This is a genomic window from Janthinobacterium sp. PLB04 (assembly GCF_021165895.1).
GTDB classification, from domain to species: domain Bacteria; phylum Pseudomonadota; class Gammaproteobacteria; order Burkholderiales; family Burkholderiaceae_D; genus Janthinobacterium; species Janthinobacterium lividum.
The window spans coordinates 2,434,408-2,457,727 of record NZ_CP088968.1; the positions used below are offsets into that span (position 1 = coordinate 2,434,408).

At 61.5% G+C, this 23,320-nt stretch carries 21 protein-coding genes and 5 tRNA genes; 18 read left to right on the plus strand and 8 right to left on the minus strand.

Annotated elements, in window-relative coordinates; translation table 11 throughout:
* The first annotated feature begins 4 nt into the window (after nucleotides 1-4).
* The 6 genes from LSO07_RS10790 (at nucleotide 5) to cheY (ending at nucleotide 5,708) form a co-directional block, all read left to right on the plus strand.
* Entirely contained in the window at nucleotides 5-511 is a 507-nt protein-coding gene (locus tag LSO07_RS10790) for a chemotaxis protein CheW (RefSeq protein ID WP_034758356.1), read from the plus strand.
* 188 nt (nucleotides 512-699) lie between these two features.
* Nucleotides 700-2,421, plus strand: coding sequence for a methyl-accepting chemotaxis protein (locus LSO07_RS10795; protein WP_151093856.1), 1,722 nt, complete (start codon nucleotides 700-702; stop codon nucleotides 2,419-2,421).
* A gap of 71 nt (nucleotides 2,422-2,492) precedes the next feature.
* Nucleotides 2,493-3,365 (plus strand): CheR family methyltransferase, encoded by an 873-nt coding sequence (locus LSO07_RS10800; RefSeq protein WP_034778025.1) that lies wholly within the window; start codon nucleotides 2,493-2,495, stop codon nucleotides 3,363-3,365.
* Between the two features lie 9 nt (nucleotides 3,366-3,374).
* Nucleotides 3,375-3,983 carry a chemoreceptor glutamine deamidase CheD gene (cheD, locus tag LSO07_RS10805; protein WP_034758343.1) on the plus strand — a complete coding sequence of 203 codons (609 nt, stop codon included), beginning with the start codon at nucleotides 3,375-3,377 and terminating at the stop codon, nucleotides 3,981-3,983.
* Between the two features lie 108 nt (nucleotides 3,984-4,091).
* Nucleotides 4,092-5,162, plus strand: a complete 1,071-nt coding sequence (locus tag LSO07_RS10810) for a protein-glutamate methylesterase/protein-glutamine glutaminase (RefSeq protein ID WP_034778028.1) — start codon at nucleotides 4,092-4,094, stop codon at nucleotides 5,160-5,162.
* A gap of 147 nt (nucleotides 5,163-5,309) precedes the next feature.
* Nucleotides 5,310-5,708, plus strand: a complete 399-nt coding sequence (gene cheY, locus LSO07_RS10815) for a chemotaxis response regulator CheY (RefSeq protein WP_010396677.1) — start codon at nucleotides 5,310-5,312, stop codon at nucleotides 5,706-5,708.
* Nucleotides 5,709-5,780: 72 nt separating this feature from the next.
* Here the strand turns inward: cheY and LSO07_RS10820 are convergent, their stop codons facing one another.
* Nucleotides 5,781-6,533, minus strand: coding sequence for an SDR family oxidoreductase (locus LSO07_RS10820; RefSeq protein ID WP_191909620.1), 753 nt, complete (start codon nucleotides 6,531-6,533; stop codon nucleotides 5,781-5,783).
* Between the two features lie 294 nt (nucleotides 6,534-6,827).
* Between LSO07_RS10820 and LSO07_RS10825 the strand changes: the two genes are divergently transcribed.
* Nucleotides 6,828-7,280: a hypothetical protein gene (locus tag LSO07_RS10825; protein WP_139144204.1), complete on the plus strand. Its 453-nt coding sequence runs from the start codon at nucleotides 6,828-6,830 to the stop codon at nucleotides 7,278-7,280.
* Between the two features lie 53 nt (nucleotides 7,281-7,333).
* Here the strand turns inward: LSO07_RS10825 and panC are convergent, their stop codons facing one another.
* From panC to metG, 5 genes are all read right to left on the minus strand, one after another.
* Nucleotides 7,334-8,173 (minus strand): pantoate--beta-alanine ligase, encoded by an 840-nt coding sequence (gene panC / locus LSO07_RS10830; protein WP_034778037.1) that lies wholly within the window; start codon nucleotides 8,171-8,173, stop codon nucleotides 7,334-7,336.
* Nucleotides 8,174-8,228: 55 nt separating this feature from the next.
* Nucleotides 8,229-9,152: a segregation and condensation protein A gene (locus LSO07_RS10835; protein WP_034778039.1), complete on the minus strand. Its 924-nt coding sequence runs from the start codon at nucleotides 9,150-9,152 to the stop codon at nucleotides 8,229-8,231.
* Nucleotides 9,153-9,169: 17 nt separating this feature from the next.
* The gene (locus tag LSO07_RS10840; RefSeq protein WP_034778041.1) at nucleotides 9,170-9,379 is read right to left on the minus strand and encodes a DUF3460 family protein; all 210 of its coding nucleotides are present in this window, start codon (nucleotides 9,377-9,379) and stop codon (nucleotides 9,170-9,172) included.
* A gap of 108 nt (nucleotides 9,380-9,487) precedes the next feature.
* Nucleotides 9,488-9,967, minus strand: a complete 480-nt coding sequence (locus LSO07_RS10845) for a GNAT family N-acetyltransferase (RefSeq protein ID WP_034778216.1) — start codon at nucleotides 9,965-9,967, stop codon at nucleotides 9,488-9,490.
* A gap of 19 nt (nucleotides 9,968-9,986) precedes the next feature.
* On the minus strand, nucleotides 9,987-12,146 hold the full coding sequence (metG, locus tag LSO07_RS10850) for a methionine--tRNA ligase (protein WP_099393082.1): 2,160 nt from the start codon (nucleotides 12,144-12,146) through the stop codon (nucleotides 9,987-9,989).
* Between the two features lie 160 nt (nucleotides 12,147-12,306).
* Between metG and apbC the strand changes: the two genes are divergently transcribed.
* The 3 genes from apbC (at nucleotide 12,307) to LSO07_RS10865 (ending at nucleotide 15,706) form a co-directional block, all read left to right on the plus strand.
* The gene (gene apbC / locus LSO07_RS10855) at nucleotides 12,307-13,395 is read left to right on the plus strand and encodes an iron-sulfur cluster carrier protein ApbC (RefSeq protein WP_151093860.1); all 1,089 of its coding nucleotides are present in this window, start codon (nucleotides 12,307-12,309) and stop codon (nucleotides 13,393-13,395) included.
* Between the two features lie 87 nt (nucleotides 13,396-13,482).
* Nucleotides 13,483-13,890, plus strand: a complete 408-nt coding sequence (locus LSO07_RS10860; RefSeq protein WP_151093862.1) for a DUF4399 domain-containing protein — start codon at nucleotides 13,483-13,485, stop codon at nucleotides 13,888-13,890.
* Between the two features lie 139 nt (nucleotides 13,891-14,029).
* Nucleotides 14,030-15,706, plus strand: a complete 1,677-nt coding sequence (locus LSO07_RS10865) for an alkaline phosphatase family protein (protein ID WP_151093864.1) — start codon at nucleotides 14,030-14,032, stop codon at nucleotides 15,704-15,706.
* A gap of 52 nt (nucleotides 15,707-15,758) precedes the next feature.
* Here the strand turns inward: LSO07_RS10865 and LSO07_RS10870 are convergent, their stop codons facing one another.
* Together LSO07_RS10870 and lysA are read right to left on the minus strand one after the other, a co-directional pair.
* A complete protein-coding gene (locus tag LSO07_RS10870; RefSeq protein WP_151093866.1) occupies nucleotides 15,759-17,321 on the minus strand; it encodes a phospholipase D family protein in 1,563 nt (520 codons plus the stop codon).
* 62 nt (nucleotides 17,322-17,383) lie between these two features.
* The gene (lysA, locus tag LSO07_RS10875; RefSeq protein WP_151093868.1) at nucleotides 17,384-18,622 is read right to left on the minus strand and encodes a diaminopimelate decarboxylase; all 1,239 of its coding nucleotides are present in this window, start codon (nucleotides 18,620-18,622) and stop codon (nucleotides 17,384-17,386) included.
* A gap of 146 nt (nucleotides 18,623-18,768) precedes the next feature.
* Between lysA and LSO07_RS10880 the strand changes: the two genes are divergently transcribed.
* The 8 genes from LSO07_RS10880 to LSO07_RS10915 all read left to right on the plus strand — a co-directional run bounded on the left by LSO07_RS10880 (nucleotide 18,769) and on the right by LSO07_RS10915 (nucleotide 23,303).
* Nucleotides 18,769-19,680, plus strand: a complete 912-nt coding sequence (locus tag LSO07_RS10880; protein WP_034778051.1) for a LysR family transcriptional regulator — start codon at nucleotides 18,769-18,771, stop codon at nucleotides 19,678-19,680.
* Nucleotides 19,681-19,750: 70 nt separating this feature from the next.
* A complete protein-coding gene (gene gltX, locus LSO07_RS10885; RefSeq protein WP_151093870.1) occupies nucleotides 19,751-21,157 on the plus strand; it encodes a glutamate--tRNA ligase in 1,407 nt (468 codons plus the stop codon).
* 123 nt (nucleotides 21,158-21,280) lie between these two features.
* Nucleotides 21,281-21,356, plus strand: a tRNA-Ala gene (locus LSO07_RS10890).
* A 67-nt stretch (nucleotides 21,357-21,423) separates the two neighbouring features.
* A tRNA-Glu gene (locus tag LSO07_RS10895) sits at nucleotides 21,424-21,499 on the plus strand.
* Nucleotides 21,500-21,634: 135 nt separating this feature from the next.
* Nucleotides 21,635-21,710: transfer RNA gene (locus LSO07_RS10900), tRNA-Ala, on the plus strand.
* Between the two features lie 38 nt (nucleotides 21,711-21,748).
* Nucleotides 21,749-21,824, plus strand: a tRNA-Glu gene (locus tag LSO07_RS10905).
* 50 nt (nucleotides 21,825-21,874) lie between these two features.
* A tRNA-Ala gene (locus tag LSO07_RS10910) sits at nucleotides 21,875-21,950 on the plus strand.
* Between the two features lie 276 nt (nucleotides 21,951-22,226).
* Nucleotides 22,227-23,303 (plus strand): DUF5694 domain-containing protein, encoded by a 1,077-nt coding sequence (locus tag LSO07_RS10915; protein ID WP_151093872.1) that lies wholly within the window; start codon nucleotides 22,227-22,229, stop codon nucleotides 23,301-23,303.
* Nucleotides 23,304-23,320 lie beyond the last annotated feature (17 nt).

Sequence of the window (23,320 nt, forward strand, 5' to 3'; positions counted from 1 at the left end):
CACCATGTCAGATACTCAACAAACATCCGGAAGCAATGCGGGCGACGGCAAGGACATCGCCGGCCGTGAATTCCTGGCCTTTACGCTGGGCTCCGAAGAGTACGGCATCGATATCCTGAAGGTCCAGGAAATCCGTGGTTACGAAGCGGTCACCCGCATCGCCAACGCGCCTGAATTCATCAAGGGCGTGATCAACCTGCGCGGCATCATCATCCCCGTGGTCGACATGCGCATCAAGTTCAACCTGGGCACGCCCGTGTACGACCAGTTCACGGTCGTGATCATCCTGAACATCGGCGGCCGCATCGTCGGCATGGTGGTCGACAGCGTTTCCGACGTCACCACCCTGACGCCGGAGCAGGTGAAACCGGCGCCGGAAATGGGCACCGCCTTCTCGACCGACTACATGATCGGCCTGGGCACCATCGACGAGCGCATGCTGATCCTGGTCGACATCGACAAGCTGATGTCGAGCAGCGAGATGGGCCTGATCGACAAGCTGGCGGCGTAAACGGCCGCATGGCAGCAAGGCGGCGCCCGGTGCGCCGCCGTTTTGGCACGCAAAGAATCACTACAGATATGCATGTACCGGCGCGAGCAGAGGCGCGCCGGCAGGCTGCAAGGTCCGTCAGAGACCAGGCCACAACACGGCGCCGTCCGGTTGAACGGGCGCCGTTCACATAAATATTGGAGACTGTAATGAGTTTGCGCGATTTCAAGATAGGCACCCGGCTGGGGATAGGTTTTGGCAGCATCCTCGCCATCCTGGTGGTAGTGATCGTTTCGGCGAATGCACTGAATTACCGTAACAAGGCCCAGTTGCTCACGGGCCTGGAGCTGGCAAGCGAAAAGAATACGCAGGCATCGCTGATGAAAAGCGCGATGCTGGAAACCGGCATCGCCATGCGCAATATCGGCCTGCAGGGCGATGTGGGGCTGATGCAGGCGGAAGAGGGCAAGGTGCGCGAGCAGCGCAAGCTGTACGACGGCGCGCGCGGCAAGCTGTCCAGCCTGGGCCTGTCCGAGGGCGAGAAGGCGCTGCTGGCCAATATCGCCAAGGTCGACGGCGATGTCGATGCGGCCTTCAAGGAAGCGATGGGACAGGTGCTGGCGTTTAACAGCGAGGGCGCGGCGAAGGTGATTGCCACCCGCATCGACCCCTTGAACAAGACGACGCTGGCCGATATCAACAAGCTGCTCGAACTGCAGCACGTGGCGCAGCAAAGCTTCATGGACGACTCGCTGGCGGCCGATGCGCGCCTGATGACGGTATTGTTCATCCTGGGCGGCGCGGCGGTGGCGATCGGCGCCTGGTGCGCCATCTTCATCACGCGCTCGATCACGGTGCCATTGTCCGGCGCCCTGGCGGTGGCGCAGAAGGTCGCTGCCGGCGAGCTGACGTCGCGCGTGGTGGTCGAAGGCAAGGATGAAACGAGCGCCTTGCAGCAGGCGCTCAAGGACATGAACGAGAGCCTGGTGCAGACGGTCAGCGACGTGCGCAATGGGACGGACACCATCACCGTGGCGTCGCGCGAGATCGCCAGCGGCAATGCGGACCTGTCGGCGCGCACGGAAACGCAGGCCAGTTCGCTCGAAGAGACGGCATCGTCGATGGAAGAGCTGACGTCGACCGTGAAACAGAACGCGGACAACGCGCGCCAGGCCAACCAGCTGGCCGTGTCGGCATCGTCGGTGGCGGAGCAGGGCGGCAAGGTGGTGGCGCAAGTGGTCGATACCATGGGTTCAATCAAGGACAGTTCACGCAAGATCGTCGACATTATCGGCGTCATCGACGGCATCGCGTTCCAGACGAATATCCTGGCCTTGAATGCGGCCGTCGAAGCGGCGCGCGCAGGCGAGCAGGGACGCGGCTTTGCGGTGGTGGCGTCGGAAGTGCGCAATCTGGCGCAACGCTCCGCTGGCGCGGCGAAAGAGATCAAGGGCCTGATCGGCGACTCGGTCGACAAGGTCGATGCCGGCAGCCGCCTGGTGGACGAGGCGGGGCAGACCATGGGCCTGATCGTCACGTCGATCCGGCAGGTAGCCGACATCATGGGCGAGATCACGGCGGCAACGCAGGAACAGAGCCACGGCATCGAAGAGGTCAACCAGGCCATTGCGCAGATGGACCAGATGACGCAGCAAAACGCGGCGCTGGTCGAGGAAGCGGCGGCGGCGGCCGAAAGCATGCAGGACCAGGCGCAGAAACTGGCCGACGCCGTCAGCATCTTCAAGCTCGATGGCGAGAGCGCGACGCAGGCAGCCGTGCCCGTACCCGCGCCAGTAGTCAAGGCGGCGGCGCGGCCGGCGCCGAGCGTGGCGGCAACGACACGGCGGTTGGCAACGACGGCGCAAGCCGGCACGCCACCGCCCGCGAAAAAGCTGGCGGCGGCCGGCGGCGACGATTGGGAAGAGTTCTGACGCCAACCCGGTCCCGCTAGTTATACTTGCAAAGGCATTGGTCAGAGTAGTCATAGAGAGGTAAAAACAAAATGCCGCAAACTAAAACGGATTCGGTCAAGGAATTTGATTTCACTGGCAAGGACTTCGAACGGGTCCGCGCCATGATTTACAAGCGGGCCGGCATCGCGCTGGCCGACAGCAAGCAGGAGATGGTCTACAGCCGCCTGGCGCGGCGCCTGCGCGCGACCGGCATTTCCTCGTTCGTCCGTTACCTGGACGACCTGGAAGCTGGCCGCATGGGCGACGAGTGGGAAGCGTTCACGAATGCGCTGACGACCAACCTGACGTCGTTCTTCCGCGAGGCGCATCACTTCCCGCTGCTGGCCGAGCATGTGAAAAAACTGAGCGGGCCGATCACCATCTGGTGTTCGGCCAGTTCCACCGGCGAGGAGCCGTATTCGATCGCCATGACGGTGTGCGAGGCGTTCAATACGCTCACGCCGCCGGTCACCATCATCGCCACGGACATCGACACGAACGTGCTGGCCACGGCCGCCAATGGCGTCTACAACCTGGACCGGCTCGACAAGATGCCGGCCGACCGTGCGCGGCGCTTTTTCTTGCGCGGCAAGGGCGATCGGGAGGGACAGGTGCGGGTGCGCCCGGAACTGCGCCAGATGATCACTTTCAAGCCGCTCAACCTGCTGGCCGACAGCTGGCCATTGACAGGCCAGTTCGACGTCATCTTTTGCCGCAACGTGATGATTTATTTTGACAAGGCGACGCAGCGCAAGATCCTGTCGCGCTTTGTGCCGTTGATGAAGCCGGATGCCCTGCTGTTCGCGGGCCATTCGGAGAATTTCCTGTACGTGTCGGATTCATTGAAGCTGCGCGGTAAAACAGTCTATGAGCTCGATCAGCCTCGGGGCGCCGCGCCCAAGGCATCGTCGCATCGTACATGAGAGTGAAATATGAGCCTGGAATCCAAAGAGCAATTTGCCACTAACGTCTATTACGACAGGACGTTCAATTGTGACGCCGCCAAGATCTTGCCTGGTGAGTATTACTTTACCAACAAGGACATGCTGATCGTCACCGTGCTCGGCTCCTGCGTCTCGGCCTGCATCCGCGACCGCGTCACGGGCCTGGGCGGCATGAACCACTTCATGCTGCCCGATGGCGGCAGCGATCCGAATAGCCCGATTTCCGCATCGATGCGCTATGGCACCTACGCCATGGAAATCCTGATCAACGATTTGCTGAAGGCGGGCGCGCGGCGCGAGAATATGGAAGCGAAAGTGTTCGGCGGCGGCGCCGTGCTGCGCGGCTTCACGGCGATCAACGTGGGTGAGCGCAATGCGGCCTTCGTCATCAATTACCTGAAGGCGGAAAAGATGCGCGTGGTGGCGGAAGACCTGAACGACATCCACCCGCGCAAGGTGTATTTTTTCCCCCGCAGCGGCAAGGTGCTGGTGAAAAAGCTGATGCAGACGCATAACGATACGCTGGTACGCCGCGAACTCGATTACGCCAGCCGTTTGAAAGTTGCGCCGGTGGGCGGCGAGGTCGAACTGTTCTGATAACACCAGAGCAAACCTGCTGCGCGCCGTGCTTTGCGGCCTGCGATGGTTTTGTCCGGTGTACTAATTTAATAAAGAATAAGGGCCGCAAGGCCTGGAAGGATAACTATGAAGATCAAAGTATTGATCGTGGATGATTCGGCGCTGATCCGCAGCGTGATGACGGAAATCGTGAACAGCCAGCCCGACATGGAAGTGGTGGGCGCGGCGCCCGATCCGCTGGTGGCACGCGAGATGATCAAGCAGACCAACCCCGACGTGCTGACCCTCGACGTCGAGATGCCGAAGATGGATGGCCTCGATTTCCTGGAGAAGCTGATGCGCTTGCGTCCGATGCCGGTATTGATGGTGTCGTCGCTGACCGAACGCGGTTCGGAAATCACCATGCGCGCGCTGGAACTGGGCGCCGTCGATTTCGTCACCAAGCCGAAGATTTCCATCCAGAGTGGAATGCGCGAGTACACGGACATGATCGCCGACAAGATCCGCGCCGCCTCGAAGGCGCGCATCCGCGCGCGCACCCTGCCGTCGGCCAGCGACAAGGTGGCTGCACCGCTGCCTGCGCTGCGCAGCCCATTGACGTCGAGCGAAAAGCTGATCATCGTGGGCGCGTCCACAGGCGGCACGGAAGCGATCCGCGAATTTCTCATGCAGATGCCTTCCGATTGCCCCGGCATCCTGATCACGCAGCACATGCCGGAAGGCTTTACGCGCTCGTTTGCGCGCCGCCTCGATTCGCTGTGCAAGATATCGGTGCAGGAAGCGGCAGGCGGCGAACGGGTACTTCCGGGCCACGCCTATATCGCGCCCGGCCATTCGCACCTGACCTTGACGCGCAGCGGCGCCAATTACATGACCAAGATCGACCAGGGCGAGCCGGTGAACCGCCACCGCCCATCGGTCGATGTGCTGTTCCGTTCGGCCGCGCAATCGGCCGGTAAAAATGCCGTTGGCGTGATCCTCACCGGCATGGGCAAGGATGGCGCGCAAGGCATGTTGGAGATGAAGGCCGCAGGAGCGTATAATTTTGCGCAGGATGAAGCCAGTTGCGTGGTGTTCGGCATGCCGCGCGAGGCGATCGCTGTCGGTGCTACGCATGAGGTCGGCGCTTTGACGGCGTTGCCTGGCATGGTGCTGGGACACCTGGCTGCGCATGGCATGCGTGCTTTGCGCGTGTAAGCCACGTTTTATATGATCTGAGGCAAGTTTGTTCGCCTAAAAGCAACGAAAATGCTATCCTACAACTTGCTGCCGTAGTGTCGACCATAATGTCGGCATTCATGTCGATATTATTAACAAACCGCTACAGAAACAACGGAGTTATTCATGGCTGATCCAAAGATGAAATTTTTAGTCGTTGACGATTTTTCGACGATGCGCCGCATTGTCCGGAATCTGTTGAAGGAACTGGGTTATGCCAACGTCGATGAGGCGGAAGACGGCGTGATGGGCCTGGCCAAGCTGCGCGCGGAATCGTACGATTTCGTCGTTTCGGACTGGAACATGCCAAACATGGATGGCCTGACGATGCTGCAGCATATCCGCGCCGATCCGGCACTGGCCAAGCTGCCCGTGCTGATGGTGACCGCCGAAGCGAAAAAAGAAAACATCATCGCCGCCGCGCAAGCTGGCGCCAGCGGTTATGTCGTCAAGCCGTTCACGGCCGCGACCCTCGATGAAAAGCTGAACAAGATTTTCGAGAAGCTGGAAAAAGCCGGCGCTTAATCCAGGTTTGACCGTTATCAAAAAAAACGCTGCCAGTGCGAATTGGCAGCGTTTTTTTTGTCCGCAAAAAACTCAGACCAGGCCGCCATTCGCGCGTAACGTTTGTCCATTCACCCAGCGGCCATCCGGTCCTGCCAGGAAAGCCACGGCGGCGGCGATGTCGTCCGGCGTGCCCAGGCGTTCCAGGGGCGCCATCTTGCCCATGCGCTGTATCGTTTCTTCCGTCTTGCCGTTCAAGAATAGCGCCGTGGCCGTGGGGCCGGGGGCGATGGCATTGACGGTGATGTTCTTGCCGCGTAATTCCTTGGCAAAGATATTCGTCATCGTCTCGATGGCCGCCTTGGTGGCGCCGTAGACGGCATAGCCGGGCAGGGCCAGGCCAATCACGCTGGTGGAGAAGTTGACCACGCTGCCGCCGTGGCGCAAGCGCGTCGCCGCCTGGCGCATGGTGTTGAAGCTGCCCTTGACGTTGATGGCGAACAGGCTGTCGAAGGTGGCATCGTCCGTGTCGGCCAGGGCCGGCAGCATGGGCGGCATGATGCCGGCGTTGTTGACCAGTACGTCGATGCCGCCAAAGGCTGCTTCTGCCGCATCGAACAGCGCGTGCACCTCGCCCGCATCAGCCACGTTGGCCTGGACGGCGATGGCGGCGCCGCCGCCGGCCACGATGGCCGCCACCAGCTCATCCGCCGCATCCTTGCCGCTGGCGTAATTGACGACGACCTGCATGCCGTCGCGTGCCAGGCGGCGGGCGATGGCCGCGCCGATGCCGCGCGAGGCACCTGTGACGATGGCGACCCTGGCGGGGGTGGATGTGGTGTTCATGGCTGCTCTCCTGTCGTGGTGGGAAGCCCGCATGCTATCGCTGCGAGCCAGTGCAGCCATTGTGATCTTTATTGATTCATAGATAAAGATAGTATTGATGGTTTCAGTGTACAAATTTCATTAACAATTGTTTTGGGCTTGCCGGGTAGGGACAGGCAAGATCCCGCCAAGCATAAGTTATTGCGCAAAGGAATGAAATATTTCCTAAAGTTAACTTTACACGTCAAATAATTTGGCCCATGATCGCTGCAGTATTCCACCTCTGTCCCCGACCCCGACAAGAAGGAGCGCACGATGCGCCGAGCACCCGTATTATTTTTTGCCCTGAGCACGGCCCTGTTGGCGGCCTGTGGCGTGAGCCTTGAACAAACCGCCGTTGCGCCTGTCGCGTCTGTCGAAATGCAGGAACCGGCCGCGCCCTTGCCTGTCGAAGCTGATGGCCGGCATGCATATCTGCACCGCGTGGGCGGCCATGATTATGTCAGCCTGAGCCAGAATGGCCCGGAGGGCGGCTTGCCGATACTCACGGGCACGCAGCGCCATGCGCGCGCCATCCGCCTGCTGGCGGCCGATCCGGCCCAGGTCCGGGCCATCCTGCGCAGCCTGAGGCTGCCTGCGCACCAGCGCAAGCTGTGGGCGGGAGAGGAAATCGTGCTCGATGCGGCCAGCTACGACATGTTGCAAGCGGCACGCGGCAGCAACAAGCCGCTGTTTGCGGAACTCAAGCTGGTAGGGATGGAGAAGTAAGAAAAAGCAACGGGGCCGAATGGCCCCGTCGAGGTGACGCTTGGAGATGGCGCTTAAATTTCCAGGTTGTCGATCAGGCGAGTCTGGCCCAGCTTGGCGGCAGCCAGCACCACCAGCGGTTCGCCGGCGGCCAGTTCGGCGGCGTTTGGCGCCTGCAGGTTGGCGCGCTTGCGCACGGCGATGTAGTCCGATTTCCAGCCGCGGCTGTTCAATAGCTGCATGCTGGCCTGTTCCAGTTCAGCGACGGCCAGGTTACCCTTGCGCACTTCCTCGGCGACGAAATTAAGGCCCTTGAACAGTTCCGGCGCTTCCGCCCGCTCGCTTTCCGACAAGTACATATTGCGCGATGATAAGGCCAGGCCATCGTCTGCGCGGTAGGTTTCGGCGGCGATGATTTCCGTCGGCAGCGCGAACTGGCGCGCCATGTTACGGATGATCATCAACTGCTGGTAATCTTTCTTGCCGAATACGGCCACGCGCGGACCCACGCACGAGAACAGCTTGGTGACGACCGTGCACACGCCTTCGAAGAAGCCGGGACGGAATTCGCCTTCCAGGGTATTGCCCAGGTCATCAGGCGGACGCACGCGGTATTCCTGCGGCTCCGGGTACAGTTCCTTTTCCGTGGGCGCGAACAGCACGTACACGCCTTCCTTTTCCAGCTTGGCGATGTCGGCCGCCATGGTGCGCGGATATTTCTCGAAGTCTTCGTTCGGGCCGAATTGCAGGCGGTTCACGAAGATCGAGGCGACGACGGGGTCGCCATGCTTGCGCGCCAGACGCATCAGCGACAGATGGCCTTCGTGCAGGTTGCCCATGGTGGGGACGAACGCCGTGCGCAGCTGTCCGCTGAGCTGGTCGCGCAATTCTTCGATGTCGGAAATAATTTTCATGGATTGCTTTCGCTAAAACCCCGTTGTACGGTGGTCAGTGACAAAGGGAAGGATATCAGGCGGGCGAATACGCCAGCCGGACGTAGATGGGGGCAAACGGTTCTGCCTGCGTGATTTCGATCAGGGTTTCCTTGGCCAGTTCCAGCAGGGCCACGAAGTTGACCACCACCACGGGCACGCCGCCGGCAATGTCGAACAGCTCGCTGAATTCGACGAAGCGCGACGACTGCAAGTGGCGCAGGATGCTCGACATGTGCTCGCGCACGGACAGTTCCTGGCGGCTGATGCGGTGATGCTGGGTCAGCTTGGCGCGTTTCAGCACGTCGAGCCACGCCTGCTGCAAGTCCACCGGTTCCACGTCGGGCCAGGTGGGCGTCAGGCTTTGCTCGATGAAAATCTGCGTGCGCACGAAATCGCGCTCGAACTGCGGGATGGCATTCAGGTCGTAGGCGGCCAGCTTGATCTGCTCGTACTCGAGCAGGCGGCGCACCAGTTCGGCACGGGGGTCGCCGCCATCTTCCTCGACGTCGCTCTTGCGCGAAGGCAAGAGCATGCGCGACTTGATCTCGATCAGCATGGCCGCCATCAGCAAATATTCGGCGGCCAGTTCCAGGTTGCGCACGCGGATCTGGTCGACATATTTCAGATATTGCAGGGTTACCTGCGCCATCGGGATATCGAGAATGTTGAAGTTTTGCTTGCGGATCAGGTAGAGCAGCAAGTCGAGCGGGCCTTCGAAGGCTTCGAGGAAGATTTCCAGCGCGTCCGGCGGAATGTACAAATCCGTCGGCATGCGCATCATCGGCTCGCCATACAGGCGGGCGATGCCCAGCGGGTCGGCGGCGGGCGCCGCGTCCGTTACCTTTGTTGCAGGGTCGCCGCTGCCGTCGCCTTCAGCGACAGGTTGGGGCGACTCGATGACTGCGCCGGCGCCGGGAGCATCGGCTTCCGGCGTGACTGCAGACTCTTCAGGCAACATCGTGCCGGTTCCAGATCTTAGTTCTTGTTCTGGTAAACGTAAGCCTGTTGCTTGACGGCCGACGCCAGCTGGCGTTCCTGCTCATCGATGCTGACGGCCGGCTTGTCCCACAGCAGGGCGCGGCCCGCTTGCTGGCCCGCTTCCATGCCAGGGTTCTTGGCCTTCAGCTCAGCGATGAACAAGGTGTGGTCGGATACGTAGTTGTTGTGTTTTGCAGGCAGTTTCATATTCTCTTCTGAGTGTCTTATCGGTAAGGTCAGCCGGCCGTATTTTACCGCGCCGTGCCGCTTGGCGGGTTGTTGTATCGGCAAGTCCGGGGGCGAAATTGCTAAAAATCAATAACGCAACAAACGGCGCATCACCATCGGCGCCGGTTCGGCGGGGTTGGCGTGCGAATATTCCAGTTCTTCGGCCAGGTCGAATTCGAAGGCCGCATAAAAATCGATCAGCTTGCGCTGGTCGCGCCGCACGGCCAGGCGCAATTCCTCGGCCTGGCACGACAGGCCGTGATGAATGATGGCTTCCAGCAAGTGCTGCGAAACGTGGCTGCCCCGGTAGGCGGGCAGCACGCCCATGCGTGAAATCTTCCAGATGGCGGGGTCGCTGTCGAGCGGCATCCAGCGCAGCGAGCCGGCTGGAATGTCGTCGATCAGCAACAGAAAGCCGCCGCCGTGGCGCAATTGCTCTTCCACCTGCTGGGCCGTCTCGTGGTGTCCACTGGACGAGGCGGCCACCTTGCCGGCCCACGCGGCGCGGGTCAGCTCGGCCATCAGCTGTGCATCGGCATTCGTTGCTTCGCGCACCACGATATTCATCATCGGTCCTTGTGGTGGCTTAGCGGATGCGCATGCCAGGTTCGGCGCCTGGCCACGGGTTCAGGATGTAGATGCCCGGATTCGCCTTTTCGTCGGCGGCGGAGGCGGCCATGACCATGCCTTCCGAAATGCCGAACTTCATCTTGCGCGGCGCCAGGTTGGCCACCAGCACCGTCAGCTTGCCGACCAGCTCTTCCGGCTGGTAAGCCGAGCGGATGCCCGAAAATACATTGCGCAAGCGGCCTTCGCCCGCATCCAGGGTCAGGCGCAGCAGCTTGTCGGAGCCGTCCACCAGTTCGCAGTTGACGATTTTCGCGATGCGCAGGTCGACCTTGAGGAAGTCGTCGATCTTGATTTCGGGCGCCAGATCCTCGATGGCGGAGGCCGGTGTTTCAGCGACCGCTGCGGCGTCGTTCGCGGCGTCGCCAGCCGGTGCGGCAATGGCAGCGGCCGCTTGCGGCGCGTCAAACAGCGCTTCGATCATCTTCGCATCCATGCGCGTCATCAAGTGGCTGTAGGCGCCGATGGTACGGCCCAGCATGCTGTTCGAGACGGCGTCGCCGAACACTTGCGTATCGGCCCAGGTGAATTCGGCGTCGTTGAGGAACGATGCCACGTTCTTCGCCACGCCCGGCAGGACAGGCGACAGCAGGATCGTCAGCTGGCGGAACAGGATCAGGGCCGTGGTGCACACGTCGTGCAGTTCGGCCGTCTTGTCCGCGTCCTTGGCCAGGATCCACGGTTTGTTTTCATCGACATACTGGTTGGTGATGTCGGCGATTTCCATGATCTCGCGCAAGGCCTTGCCGAATTCGCGGTTCTCGAAGTGCGCGGCGATGCTGGCCTGGCGCTCGACGATGACGCCGTTGACGTCCACCGTCAGCGCGCGGTTGATCCAGCTTTGCGCGCCTTCCGACAGCGTGGATGCCAGCTTGCCGTCGAAACGCTTGGCGATGAAGCCGGCGCAGCGGCTGGCGATGTTCACGTATTTGCCGATCAGGTCGCTGTTCACGCGGGCCACGAAGTCGTCGCCGTTGAAGTCCAGGTCTTCCACTTTCGAGTTCAGCTTGAAGGCGATGTAGTAGCGCAGCCATTCCGGGTTCATGCCCAGGTCCAGGTAGCGCAGCGGCGAGATACCCGTGCCGCGCGACTTCGACATCTTTTCGTTGTTGACCGTCAGGAAGCCATGCACATTGACTTTCAGTTTGTCGATCACCGGGTGGCCGGCAAATTTCAGCATGGCGGGCCAGAACAGCAAATGGAAGGAAACGATGTCCTTGCCGATGAAGTGGATTTGTTCCGTGGCCGGGTCGTTCAAGAGGGCGTCAAAATCGAGGCCTTTCTTGTCGCAATAGTTTTTCAGGCTGGCCAGGTAGCCGACGGGCGCGTCCATCCACACATAGAAGAACTTGCCCGGCGCATCGGGAATCGGGATGCCGAAATAGGGTGCATCGCGCGAGATATCCCAGTCGGCCAGCTTTTCGCCCGCTTCTCCCAGCCATTCGCTGACCTTGTTGACCATTTCAGGCTGCAAGCGGCCTGGCGTGTTGAGCCAATCCTTGAGGAATTCGAAGCAGCGCGGGTCGGACAGCTTGAAGAAATACTGTTCCGACGGCTTCATCACGGGTGTCGCATTGGTAAACACGGAGAACGGGTTGACCAGGTCGGTCGGCTGGTAGGCCGCGCCGCACACTTCGCAATTGTCGCCGTACTGGTTCTTGGCGCCGCATTTCGGGCATTCGCCCTTGATGTTGCGGTCGGCCAGGAACATGCCCTTGACCGGATCGAAGAAGCGGTCAACGGTTTTCGTGACGATCAGGCCCGTATCGCGCAGCTTGCGGTAGATCGATTGCGACAGGTCGACGTTTTCCGGCGAATCGGTCGAGTACCAGTTATCGAAGGCGATATGGAAGCCATCGAGGTACTGGGCGCGGCCGGCCGCGATATTGGCGACGAATTGCTGCGGCGTGATGCCTTCCTTTTCGGCGGCGATCATGATGGGCGTGCCATGCGTATCGTCGGCGCCCACAAAGTGCACTTCACGGCCGGCTGCGCCATCGCGTTGCATTCGCTGGAACCGGACCCAGATATCAGCCTGGATGTATTCCATGATGTGGCCAATGTGAAAAGCGGCGTTTGCGTAAGGCAGGGCAGTGGTGACGAACAGCTTGCGAGTCATGATTGATGCACTTTTGGGATGGATAATAGGACATTTTAACAGCGGAAAGGCAATATGAGCAGATGTGGCGCCGGCAAGTGCTGCTTTTGCCGCCATCGCGCCCTGCAAATTTGCGCTAGACTGCGCGTATTGCACATATGTAGTACACACGGAGATTTACATGAGCATCACAGTAGAAGACGTCAAGGCCGCGCTGGCCCAGGTTATTGATCCAAATACACATAAAGATTTCGTTTCCAGTAAAACAGTCAAGAATCTGAAAGTCGATGGCGATGACATTTCGCTCGACATCGAGCTGGGCTACCCGGCGAAAAGCCAGATCGACCTGATCCGCAAATCCGTGCTGGCCGCCCTGCGCGTGCTGCCGGGCGTGGGCAATGTCAGCGTGGGCGTGTCGTCGAAAATCATTTCGCACACGGTGCAGCGCGGCTTGAAGCCGATGAGCAACGTGAAAAATATCATCGCCGTCGCTTCCGGTAAGGGTGGTGTTGGCAAATCGACCACGGCCGTCAACCTGGCCCTGGCCCTGGCGGCCGAAGGCGCCACCGTCGGCGTGCTGGACGCCGATATCTATGGCCCGTCGCAGCCGATGATGCTGGGCATCAGCGGCCAGCCGAAGACCCTCGATGGCAAGAGCATGGAGCCGATGGAAAACCACGGCCTGCAAGTGTCGTCGATCGGCTTCATGATCGATCCGGACGAACCGATGGTGTGGCGCGGCCCGATGGTCACGCAAGCCTTGCAGCAATTGCTGGACCAGACCAACTGGCGCGACCTCGATTACCTGATCGTCGACATGCCGCCGGGCACGGGCGACATTCAGCTGACCCTGTCGCAGAAAGTGCCAGTCACGGGCGCCGTCATCGTCACGACGCCGCAGGACATCGCGCTGCTGGACGCGCGCAAGGGCTTGAAAATGTTCGAGAAGGTCGGCATCCCGATCCTCGGCGTGGTGGAAAACATGAGCACGCACATCTGCTCGAACTGCGGCCATGCGGAAGAAATCTTCGGCGCCGGCGGCGGCGCGAAGATGTGCGCGGACTTCGGTGTGGAATTCCTCGGCGCCTTGCCGTTGACCATGGCGATTCGCCAGCAGACGGATTCGGGCACGCCCACCGTCGTGGCCGAGCCGGAAGGTCCCGTCGCCGTGATCTACAAGCAGATCGCCCGCACCATCGCCATCAAGGTGGCGGAAAAGGCAAAGGACATGACGAGCAAGTTCCCGAGCATCGTCATCAAGAACGATTAAACGTCGGATGTGGCGCTCCCATGCGCCAGTGTCAGCAGGAATATGGTTTCATGCAGTCCGTGTTGTTATTAAACAAGAGGAGACATCATGCAATTGACCACCGTATTCCTGCGCCAAGCCGCAGCCCTAATCGCCGGCAGCCTGCTGGCTGCCAGCGCGTTTGCGCAATCCGTTTCGTTCGTCGAGCCAGTCGATGGCGCGACAGTGACGAGCCCGTTCAAGGTCAAGTTTGCCGTCAGCGGCATGGACGTCAAGCCGGCCGGCGACATGACGGCCAAGACGGGCCACCATCATCTGCTCATCAATATGGGGCCGATGAAGGCGGGCGAAATGATACCCATGGATGACAAGCATTTGCATTTCGGCAAAGGACAGACGGAAACGGACGTCACCTTGCCGCCGGGCCAGTACACCCTGACGATGCAGTTCGCCAACGGCGCGCATCAGTCGTATGGGCCGGAGTTGAGCAAAAGCATCAAGGTGACGGTCAAGTAAGTCCGGCATTTTCATCTGTTTCGGCAAAGGCCGGGTTCCAGCGATGGAGCCCGGCCTTTTTTATGGTATTGCTTTTTGTCATCATTGCGTCATATAGTCGGCGTATGCTGCCCGGTGGCCTAACTTTTGATGAGCGGATATGACGAAACATTTTTCCCTTTCCCGGCAACTGGCGCAGGCGCTGCTGCTGGTGGCTGGCGTGGCGGCGTGCCAGGCGCATGCGGCCAAGGCGGTTCCCAATACCGCGGCGCAGCCGAAGCTGGTGGTGGTGCTGGTGGTGGACGGCTTGCCGCAGGAGCAGGTGACGCGCTACCGCGACCAGTTCGGCCAGGGCGGTTTCCGCCGTCTGCTGGAGCAGGGCGCGTGGTTCAGCGATGCGCACCAGGCGCATGGCATCACGGTCACCGCCATCGGCCACTCGGCCGTGCTGTCGGGTGCCTATCCGTACCAGCATGGCGTGATCGGCAATAACTGGATCGATCCCGTCACGAAAAAATCCGTGTATTGCACCGAAGATGGCAATTTCCATTACATCGGCGAAGACACGCAGCCCGACGACGGCACGGCGCCGACGAAACTGCGCGTGAGCACCCTGGGCGACGAGCTGCGCTATTCCACGGGCGACCAGGCCAAGGTCGTCACCGTGTCGGGCAAGGACCGGGGCGCCATCCTGCTGGCCGGGAAAACGGGCACGGCCTATATGTACATGGAAAAGACGGGCAATTTCGCCAGCAGCACCTATTACATGCAGCAGCATCCGCAATGGGTGCAGCGCTACCAGGCTGCCAAACCGCAGGACCGCTACTATGGCAAGAGCTGGACGCCGCTGCTGGCCGATTCGGCCTATGCGCGGGACGCCCGTGATGATCTTGTGGCGGCCAAGCCGGGCACGCGCAACACCTTCCCGTTCGCCTACTACAGCGACAGCGGCAAGCTCGATGGCGAGTACTACAGCCGCTTGAAGTCCGGCCCCTTCCTCGATGAACTGACCCTGGAATTCGCGCGCGCCGCCATCGATGGCGAGAACCTGGGCCGCAACCCGGCCGGCGTGCCCGATATCCTCGGTGTGAGCCTGTCCGCGCACGATTATGTGAATCACGCCTACGGCCCGGAAAGCAAGATGTCGCACGACCACCTGCAGCGCCTGGACCGCATGCTGGCCGGCTTCTTTGCCGACCTCGATAAAAAAGTCGGCATGGATAATGTGCTGGTGGTGCTGACGGCCGACCATGGCTTTGCCAACGTGCCGGAATTTGCTGAAACGCGCGGCTTCTCGGCCAAGCGCATCGATGGCGCCAAACTGGTCGATGGCTTGAACCGGCACCTGGCGACAAACCTGGGCATCGATAAGCTGGTGACGGCGTCGTCGCTGCCGAATATCTACCTCGATTACGCGCTGGCGGAAAAGAGCGGCGTCAATCGCGCCGCCCTGGAAGACGCGGCGGCTCGCTTCCTGCTGCAGCAGGATGGCCTGGCGCAAGTCTACACGCGCACGCAGATGGAAACGGGAGCCGTCGCCACGCGCATGGACACCCTGATGCGCCGCGCCTGGAACCGCCAGCTGTCGGGCGACCTGATGGTCGTCACAAAGCCGGCCTGGTACTTCGGCAAGGGCAGCGGCGGCACCTCGCATGGCACGCCGTACACCTATGACACCAACGTGCCGCTGATGGTCTTCGGCCCGCGCTGGATCAAGCCGGGCGCGTATGGCCAGTACGCGGAAGTGGTCGACATCGCGCCGACCCTGGCCCATCTGCTGCGCATACGCCAGCCATCGGCGTCGGAAGGGCGGGTGTTGACGGAAGCGGTGCGGTAGGTCGGATTAGCGGCGAAGCCGCGTAATCCGACAACATCGTTGGCCAAGCCGCTTACAGCAGCCAGTCGATCGGCAGCACCGACAGAATCGCCACCCCCATGCGTTTCCACACGCTGGTGCCCGGTTCCGTGTCGTAGCGCGTGGTGGCGCCGCTGGCGTCGCGCGCGAGCCAGTACAGCGCGCCATCGTCGCCAAGCAGCACCTGGTAGGCGCGCTGCGGGATCGTGGTGCGCATGGCTTGCCCCAGCTGGCTGGCCAGCGCGGGGCTGTCGATGACGAGGCCCATTTCCGTGTTCAATTCGATCGAGCGCGGATCGAAATTGAACGAGCCGACAAAGATGCGCCTATCATCGACGGCAAAGGTCTTTGCATGCAGGCTCGATGCGGAGCTGCCGAAGCGGCCCGGCTGTTCGCGCGCATCGCCCCGTTCCCATGAACGGCGCGACTCGTACAGCAGCACGCCCGCTTCCAGCAGCGGCTTTCTCCACTTCGCATAGCCGGCATGCACGGCCGCCACGTCGGTCGCTTCCAGCGCATTCGTCAGGATGCGCACGCCCACGCCTTTTCTTGCCAGGTCGGCAAAGGCTTGCGTGCCCGATTTGCCGGGCACGAAATACGGCGACACCAGGTCCACTTCCTTTTCCGGCACACCCAGCAGGTTTTGCAGGTTGTCCGCCACGCCCGTGCCTGGCCGGGCCTTGTCCAGCACCTTGGCCGGGTCGTCGCTGACCATGCGCGTCTGCGCCCATTCGAAGGGCAGGGTGCGTTCCATCATCTGCTTGACGAAGGGCGAGGTGCGCAGCGCCTGCACGTATTCCTCGGCCGCCTTGGTATCGTCGATGCGGTCCGCTTCGGCGGCGATGGTGGCTGCGTCGCCCTCGACAGGGCTGGTCAGCAGCAGTCTGGCCGGGTAGGCAGAGGCGCTGTTCCAGTAGCGGTCGAAATCCTGCGACACGTCGTCGACGACGGGGCCGATGGCCAGCACGTCAAGGTCGGCAAACAGCACATCGCCGGCCGCGCCAAAATATTCATCGCCCACATTGCGTCCGCCGACGATGGTGGCCTGGTTATCGGCCGTGAACGATTTGTTGTGCATGCGCCGGTTGAGGCGGGAAAAATCCGCGGCAAAGGCCAGTGCGCGCGGCGCGCGGGGAATGAATGGGTTGAACAGACGGATCTCCAGATTCTGCTGCTTGCCCAGCATGCTCAGGGTCTGGTCCAGGCCCGCCGTGTTGTTATCGTCGAGCAGCAGGCGCACGCGCACGCCCCGCTCCGCTGCCTGGCGCAGGGCGTCGAACAGCAGTGTGCCCGTGATGTCCTTGTGCCAGATGTAGTACTGCACGTCCAGGCTGCGCTGGGCGGCGGCGGCCAGCAAGGCGCGCGCGGCAAAGGCGTCGCGCCCATCGACCAGCGGATAAATGCCGGACACGCCCGGATGCTGCGCCGCCATGGGCGCAATGGCCGTGGCCAGCTGGGTATGTGCCGTATCGGTGATGACGCTGGAGGGAGTGCGGCTCTCCAGCGAAGGCAGTGAAGCGCAGCCGGCGAGGACGGCGGACAGCAGCAGGGGCAGCAGCCGGGTGGCGCTGCGGAAGGGAAGTGCTTGGGCGGGCATGGCGGGCTTTCATCGAGTTGCCCCGATGTTAGCAGATGCGCATGCCCGCACGCGGCGCGGTTTTAGAGTTGTTCCAGCGCGATCAGCTCGGCCACCGTCTGGCGGCGGCGGATCAAGCGGGATTGTTCTCCGTCGACCAGGTATTCCGCCGCATGGGGGCGGCTGTTGTAGTTCGACGACATCGACGCGCCATACGCGCCCGCGCCCTCGAACACCACGTAGTCGCCTACCTGTGCTGCCGGCAGCTGCCGGGTTTCCACCACGCCGCCATCGCGCTGGGTAAACACATCGCCCGATTCGCACAGGGGGCCGCCGACGACGGTGGCGCGCTGCGTGTCCAGCGCGCGGCCGTCATGCGCGATCACCGACATTTCATGGTAGCTGCCGTACATGGCCGGGCGCATCAGTTCATTGAAGCCCGTATCGAGCAAGGTGAAGTGATTGCCGCCCATTTGCTTGGTGGCGCGTACTTCGGCCACCAGCAAGCCCGCGTCGGCCACGAGGAAGCGGCCCGGTTCGATTTCCAGGTGCACGCGATGGCCCAGGTGCGCCTCGATCTGCTTGCGCGCCGCATCCCACAGCTGGAAGTAGTGGTCCGTGTCGACGGGCTGCTCGCCTTCGCGGTAGGGCACGGACAGGCCGCCGCCCGTGGAAATGGCTTCGATATCGTGGCCCATGTTTTTGACCAGATCGACCATGGTGCCGCAGACGGTTTCCAGGTGGCTGTAGTCGACGCCCGAGCCGATGTGCATGTGCAGGCCGACCAGGTGCAGGCCATGTGCGCGGATGACGGCCAGCGCCTCCGGCAGCTCTTCATGCCAGATGCCGTGCTTGCTGTTTTCGCCGCCCGTATTGGTCTTGTTGCTGTGGCCATGGCCATAGCCTGGATTGATGCGCAGCCAGACGCGGTGGCCGGGCGACACGGGACCCAGCTGGCGCAGCATGTCGACGGAGCCGCAATTGACTTCGATCTTAGCCGCCGCCACGCGCGCCAGGGTGGCGCGGTCGAACAGGTCGCAGGTGAACACCACGCCGGCGGCGCCGTTGGTTTGCGCCGGCGTAAAGCCTGCCTGCAGCGCGCGCTCGATCTCGCCCAGCGACACGGCGTCCACGTGCACGCCCGCTTCGCGCATCAAGGTCAGCAGATGGATGTTCGAGTTGGCCTTTTGCGCGAAGCGCACGGTGTCGAACTGCGCCAGCTGCGCCACGCGCGCGCGGATGGAGGCCGCGTCATACACCCACAGGGGGGTGCCGTGTTCCTGGGCGAGTTGGGCGAGGGTGGCGTCTGGCACTGGTTTCATGGTGTGGTCTTTGTCATATGATGGGTGGCGTCGGATTACGCGGGCTTTGCCCGCTAATCCGACCTACGATGCTGGCCATGATGCGGGTTTTCTTTGTAAACATAAAATATCTATTTAGGCCTACCTTATTCATTTATGATATGGCTATGACTATCTCCCTGCGCCATATCGAAGTCTTCCGCGCCATCATGACGACGGGCAGCGTGACGGCCGCCGCCGCCATGCTGCATACGTCGCAGCCCACCGTCAGCCGCGAACTGGCGCGCCTCGAGCATTTGACGGGCTTGATCCTGTTCGAGCGCGAGCGGGGACGGCTGCGTCCCACGGCCCAGGCGCTGCAGCTGTTCGAGGAAGTGCAGCGCGCGTATTTCGGCCTCGAGCGCATCGTCAGCACGGCGGCGGCCCTGCGCCAGTTCGACCAGGGACAGTTGTCGATCGCCTGCCTGCCCGTGTTTTCCCAGTCGCTGCTGCCGCAGGCGTGCAAGCGCTTCGTGGCCGATTTTCCCAAGGTGAGCATCAGCATCACGCCGCAGGAGTCGCCGCTGCTGGAAGAGTGGCTGTCGGCGCAGCGCCATGACATCGGCCTGACGGAAGTGGGCAATGCGCCGCCGGGCACGGCGCTCGACACCCTGATGTCCGTCGATGAAGTGTGCGTGCTGCCCGACGGCCATGCGCTCGCCAGCAAGACCGTGCTGCAGCCGGCCGATTTTGCGGGCCAGCCTTTCATCAGCCTGGCCGCCGTCGACCCCTACCGCCAGCAGATCGACGCCATCTTCGCGCAGGCGGGCGTGGAGCGGCGCATGGCGCTCGACACGCACAGCGCCGCCTCCGTGTGCGCGATGGTGCGCGAAGGCGTGGGCCTGGCCATCGTCAATCCGCTCACGGCCCTCGACTATGCGGGGCAGGGCTTGCAGATCCGCCGCTTCGCCGTGTCCCTGCCGTTCACGGTGAATCTCGTGAAACCTTTGCACCGGCCCCTGTCGCAACTTGTCGCCCTGTTCGAGCAGGCGCTGCATGCGCAGGCGGACGAAGTGAAAAGGCGGCTGCTGCAGCTGTGACGGCGCTTGTGGAGCGGCGGCGGTCAACAGAGTAAAATGGCGTTTTACTTATTCAAGCCTGATTACTTCGATGACCACAACCGCTACTCCCGTCCGTACCCGTTTCGCTCCCAGCCCGACCGGCTATCTGCACCTGGGCGGCGCCCGCACCGCTTTGTACAGCTGGGCGTATGCCCGCCACTTCGGCGGCACTTTCGTGCTGCGCATCGAAGACACGGACGTGGAGCGTTCCACGCCGGAAGCCGTGCAAGCCATCATCGAAGGCATGAAGTGGCTGGGCCTGGACCACGACGAGGGCCCGTTCTACCAGATGCAGCGCATGGACCGCTACCGCGAAGTGGTGGCACAGATGCTGGCCGAAGGTACTGCATATCACTGCTACTCGTCGCCGGAAGAAGTCGAAGCGATGCGCGAGCGCATGCGCGCCGCCGGCGAAAAGCCGCGCTACGACGGCACCTGGCGTCCGGAACCGGGCAAAACCCTGCCGGCCGTGCCTGCCGACCGCAAGCCCGTCGTGCGCTTCAAGAATCCGCTCGATGGCGACGTGACGTGGGATGACGTGGTCAAGGGCACGATCACGATTTCGAACCGCGAACTGGACGACCTGGTGATCGCCCGCCCGGACGGCACGCCGACGTACAACTTCTGCGTGGCCGTCGACGATTGGGACATGCAGATCACGCACGTGATCCGCGGCGACGACCATGTCAACAACACCCCGCGCCAGATCAACATCCTGCGCGCCATCGGCGCACCGCTGCCGCTGTACGGCCACCTGCCGATGATCCTCGGTGCGGACGGCGAAAAGCTGTCGAAGCGCCATGGCGCCGTCAGCGTGATGGATTATCCGGCGCAAGGCTTCCTGCCGGAAGCGATGCTGAACTACCTGGCGCGCCTGGGCTGGAGCCATGGCGACGATGAAGTGTTCTCGACCGAGCAGTTCTGCGAGTGGTTCAACCTGAACCATCTGTCGAAATCGGCGGCCCAGTTCAACAATGAAAAACTGGCCTGGTTGAATAACCACTATATCAAGCAGGCCGACAACACGCGTCTGGCCGACCTGGCGCGCCCGCAAATGGCCGCCGCCGGCGCCGTCTTCGAAGGCGCGCCGGACCTGGCGCAAGTGCTGGGCATGATGAAAGAGCGCGCCAACACCGTCAATGAACTGGCTGCCGCCTCGATGCTGTTCTTCCGCGAGCCGCAGCCGGAAGCGGAACTGGTCGCGCAGCACATCACGGATACCATCAAGCCCGTGCTGGCGCAGTTTGCCGAGCGCATCGCCACGGTGGAGTGGAGCAAGGAAGCCGTCGCCGCCATGATCAAGGAAGTGCTGGCCGCCAACACCATCAAGATGCCGCTGCTGGCCATGCCTTTGCGCCTGATCCTGACGGGCCAGTTGCAGACCCCGGCCATCGACCAGGTAGTGGTGATGTTCGGCCGCGACACCGTGCTGGCGCGCCTGGCAAAGTGGTTGTAAGCATCGCGATTAAATCGTCGTAAAAGAGAGTGCGGAAACCGCTCCTATGAAAAGTTGCTCATAGACGAAAAAGGGTATTTGCAGAGTGAAACTTCTTTGCTATACTCTTGTTTCTGCACCAACGGGGGTATAGCTCAGCTGGGAGAGCGCTTGCATGGCATGCAAGAGGTCAGCGGTTCGATCCCGCTTACCTCCACCAGCAGCAAAATCGCAGTCAGGTTTTGTTAGTCGTTGAAGTGGTGCAGTTGTTGTTTGGAAGTTCCGCGGTCCCCATCGTCTAGAGGCCTAGGACATCACCCTTTCACGGTGAGTACAGGGGTTCGAATCCCCTTGGGGACGCCAGGTAGTTGTGGTATAGTGGTGGCAGTTGTTTGTACTGATTGTTGTAAGTTCAGACCCGTAAAAAGCGGAATCTGGATGGAAAGCAAGTAGTGGAACAAAGTCGCCAAGTGCGGCTTTTATTATTTCTGCGCCCGGGGGGGTATAGCTCAGCTGGGAGAGCGCTTGCATGGCATGCAAGAGGTCAGCGGTTCGATCCCGCTTACCTCCACCAACAGCGCAGAAGTAAGGTGGTAAAACTGTAGTGCCGAGGTCCCCATCGTCTAGAGGCCTAGGACATCACCCTTTCACGGTGAGTACAGGGGTTCGAATCCCCTTGGGGACGCCAGTTCAGTCTGGTGTTGTGGTTGTAAAGAAGTAGCAGTGTTTCTGCGCCCGGGGGGTATAGCTCAGCTGGGAGAGCGCTTGCATGGCATGCAAGAGGTCAGCGGTTCGATCCCGCTTACCTCCACCAACAGCGCAGAAATCACATGATAATCAAAGTCGCCTCGAGCGGCTTTTTTTATTTGTGCTGTCGATTTCTTCGCAAGTGGTCGTGGTTAGCTGCCGTCAACCTCCGCCAATAGCATTAAGTCACAAGATATTCAAAGTCGCCTTGAGCGGCTTTTTTTGTGCCTATTGGTTGCATGGATATAACTGACAGTGATTTGCGGAGTGGTTACATTTGGCAGGCGGCTTGATTGCATCAAGCCTGCTGATAAAAAATGGACCATCACAATGAGGAGACAGGATGCACCGCGTATTTGCCAGTTTTTTTCTTGCCGCCGTTATGCACGTTCCCGCGCATGCGGAGGCGCCGCCTGTGGCGAAATTCGATCCCGGTGCGCTGAAGTTGCAAAAGGGCCCGTTCAATGACGTGCTGGTGCTCGGCTCGCCCCATTTGGCGCAATTGCCAAAATCGTTTGATCCGTCTCAATTGAGCTTGCTCAACGAGCGCCTGGCGGACTGGCGGCCGGATGCGATCGCGATCGAGGCGCTTTCCGGTTTGCAGTGTGCTTACCTGCGCGCCTATCCGCAGCGCTATGGCGATACGGTGAAAGCGTATTGCTATGACACTTCCGTCGCGCGGGCCGCCACGGGGCTGGATGTGGTCGCGGCCACGGCGCAGGCGGAGGATTTGCTGGCCGCCTGGCCGGCGGCGCCGTCTGCCGCGCAGCGGCGTACATTGGCCTCCCTGTTCCTGGCTGGTGGCGAGCGCGCATCGGCGCTGGTGCAGTGGCTGCGTCTGCCTGTCGAGGAGCGGCGCGCCGGTGACGGCGTGAGCGAGCCCTTGGCCGCAAACCTCAATTCCCTGCTGATGCAGCGCAACGAGAGCTATCAGATCGCTGCCGTGCTGGCAGCGAAGAGCGGGCACGAGCGGGTGCATGGCATGGATGACCATACGTCCGATATGCCTGTTGACGATGAAAAGGCGTATGCCAAGGCTATCAGGGCGGCCTGGAATAACTCCTTTTCGGCCGAGCGCAAGCGCACCCATGCCGGTTTTGAGGAGCAATTGACGACGCCTGCCGGTGTGCTGGCGATCTATCGCGCCTATAACGGACGCGCCGAGGCGGATCTGGCCTTCCGTGGCGATTTTGGCGCGGCGCTCGAAGAGCCTTCGCCGCAGCGTTACGGCCGCAACTACGTCGCCTCCTGGGAGGTGCGCAACTTGCGCATGGCGTCGAATATCCGCGAAATCATGGCGGCGCGCCCGGGCATGCGCGTGCTGGTCATCGTCGGCGCATCCCACAAGGGCTATCTGGAGGCGTATCTGAACCAGATGCATGATGTGCGCATCACCAGTACGGACGATATCTTGCGCTAAGGAGTGCTTTTGCCGCG

Bases quoted from the DNA above. Each gene is read 5' to 3' on its own strand.
- cheY (WP_010396677.1), top strand. From the start codon at position 5,310: ATGGCTGATCCAAAGATGAAATTTTTAGTCGTTGACGATTTTTCGACG.
- cheD (WP_034758343.1), top strand. From the start codon at position 3,375: ATGAGCCTGGAATCCAAAGAGCAATTTGCCACTAACGTCTATTACGAC.
- LSO07_RS10860 (WP_151093862.1), top strand. From the start codon at position 13,483: ATGCAATTGACCACCGTATTCCTGCGCCAAGCCGCAGCCCTAATCGCC.
- LSO07_RS10810 (WP_034778028.1), top strand. From the start codon at position 4,092: ATGAAGATCAAAGTATTGATCGTGGATGATTCGGCGCTGATCCGCAGC.
- LSO07_RS10845 (WP_034778216.1), bottom strand. From the start codon at position 9,967: ATGAATATCGTGGTGCGCGAAGCAACGAATGCCGATGCACAGCTGATG.
- panC (WP_034778037.1), bottom strand. From the start codon at position 8,173: ATGAAAATTATTTCCGACATCGAAGAATTGCGCGACCAGCTCAGCGGA.
- LSO07_RS10820 (WP_191909620.1), bottom strand. From the start codon at position 6,533: ATGAACACCACATCCACCCCCGCCAGGGTCGCCATCGTCACAGGTGCC.
- LSO07_RS10870 (WP_151093866.1), bottom strand. From the start codon at position 17,321: ATGCCCGCCCAAGCACTTCCCTTCCGCAGCGCCACCCGGCTGCTGCCC.
- gltX (WP_151093870.1), top strand. From the start codon at position 19,751: ATGACCACAACCGCTACTCCCGTCCGTACCCGTTTCGCTCCCAGCCCG.
- LSO07_RS10915 (WP_151093872.1), top strand. From the start codon at position 22,227: ATGCACCGCGTATTTGCCAGTTTTTTTCTTGCCGCCGTTATGCACGTT.
- LSO07_RS10840 (WP_034778041.1), bottom strand. From the start codon at position 9,379: ATGAAACTGCCTGCAAAACACAACAACTACGTATCCGACCACACCTTG.
- LSO07_RS10880 (WP_034778051.1), top strand. From the start codon at position 18,769: ATGACTATCTCCCTGCGCCATATCGAAGTCTTCCGCGCCATCATGACG.
- LSO07_RS10800 (WP_034778025.1), top strand. From the start codon at position 2,493: ATGCCGCAAACTAAAACGGATTCGGTCAAGGAATTTGATTTCACTGGC.
- LSO07_RS10835 (WP_034778039.1), bottom strand. From the start codon at position 9,152: ATGTTGCCTGAAGAGTCTGCAGTCACGCCGGAAGCCGATGCTCCCGGC.
- lysA (WP_151093868.1), bottom strand. From the start codon at position 18,622: ATGAAACCAGTGCCAGACGCCACCCTCGCCCAACTCGCCCAGGAACAC.
- LSO07_RS10825 (WP_139144204.1), top strand. From the start codon at position 6,828: ATGCGCCGAGCACCCGTATTATTTTTTGCCCTGAGCACGGCCCTGTTG.
- apbC (WP_151093860.1), top strand. From the start codon at position 12,307: ATGAGCATCACAGTAGAAGACGTCAAGGCCGCGCTGGCCCAGGTTATT.
- metG (WP_099393082.1), bottom strand. From the start codon at position 12,146: ATGACTCGCAAGCTGTTCGTCACCACTGCCCTGCCTTACGCAAACGCC.
- LSO07_RS10795 (WP_151093856.1), top strand. From the start codon at position 700: ATGAGTTTGCGCGATTTCAAGATAGGCACCCGGCTGGGGATAGGTTTT.
- LSO07_RS10790 (WP_034758356.1), top strand. From the start codon at position 5: ATGTCAGATACTCAACAAACATCCGGAAGCAATGCGGGCGACGGCAAG.
- LSO07_RS10865 (WP_151093864.1), top strand. From the start codon at position 14,030: ATGACGAAACATTTTTCCCTTTCCCGGCAACTGGCGCAGGCGCTGCTG.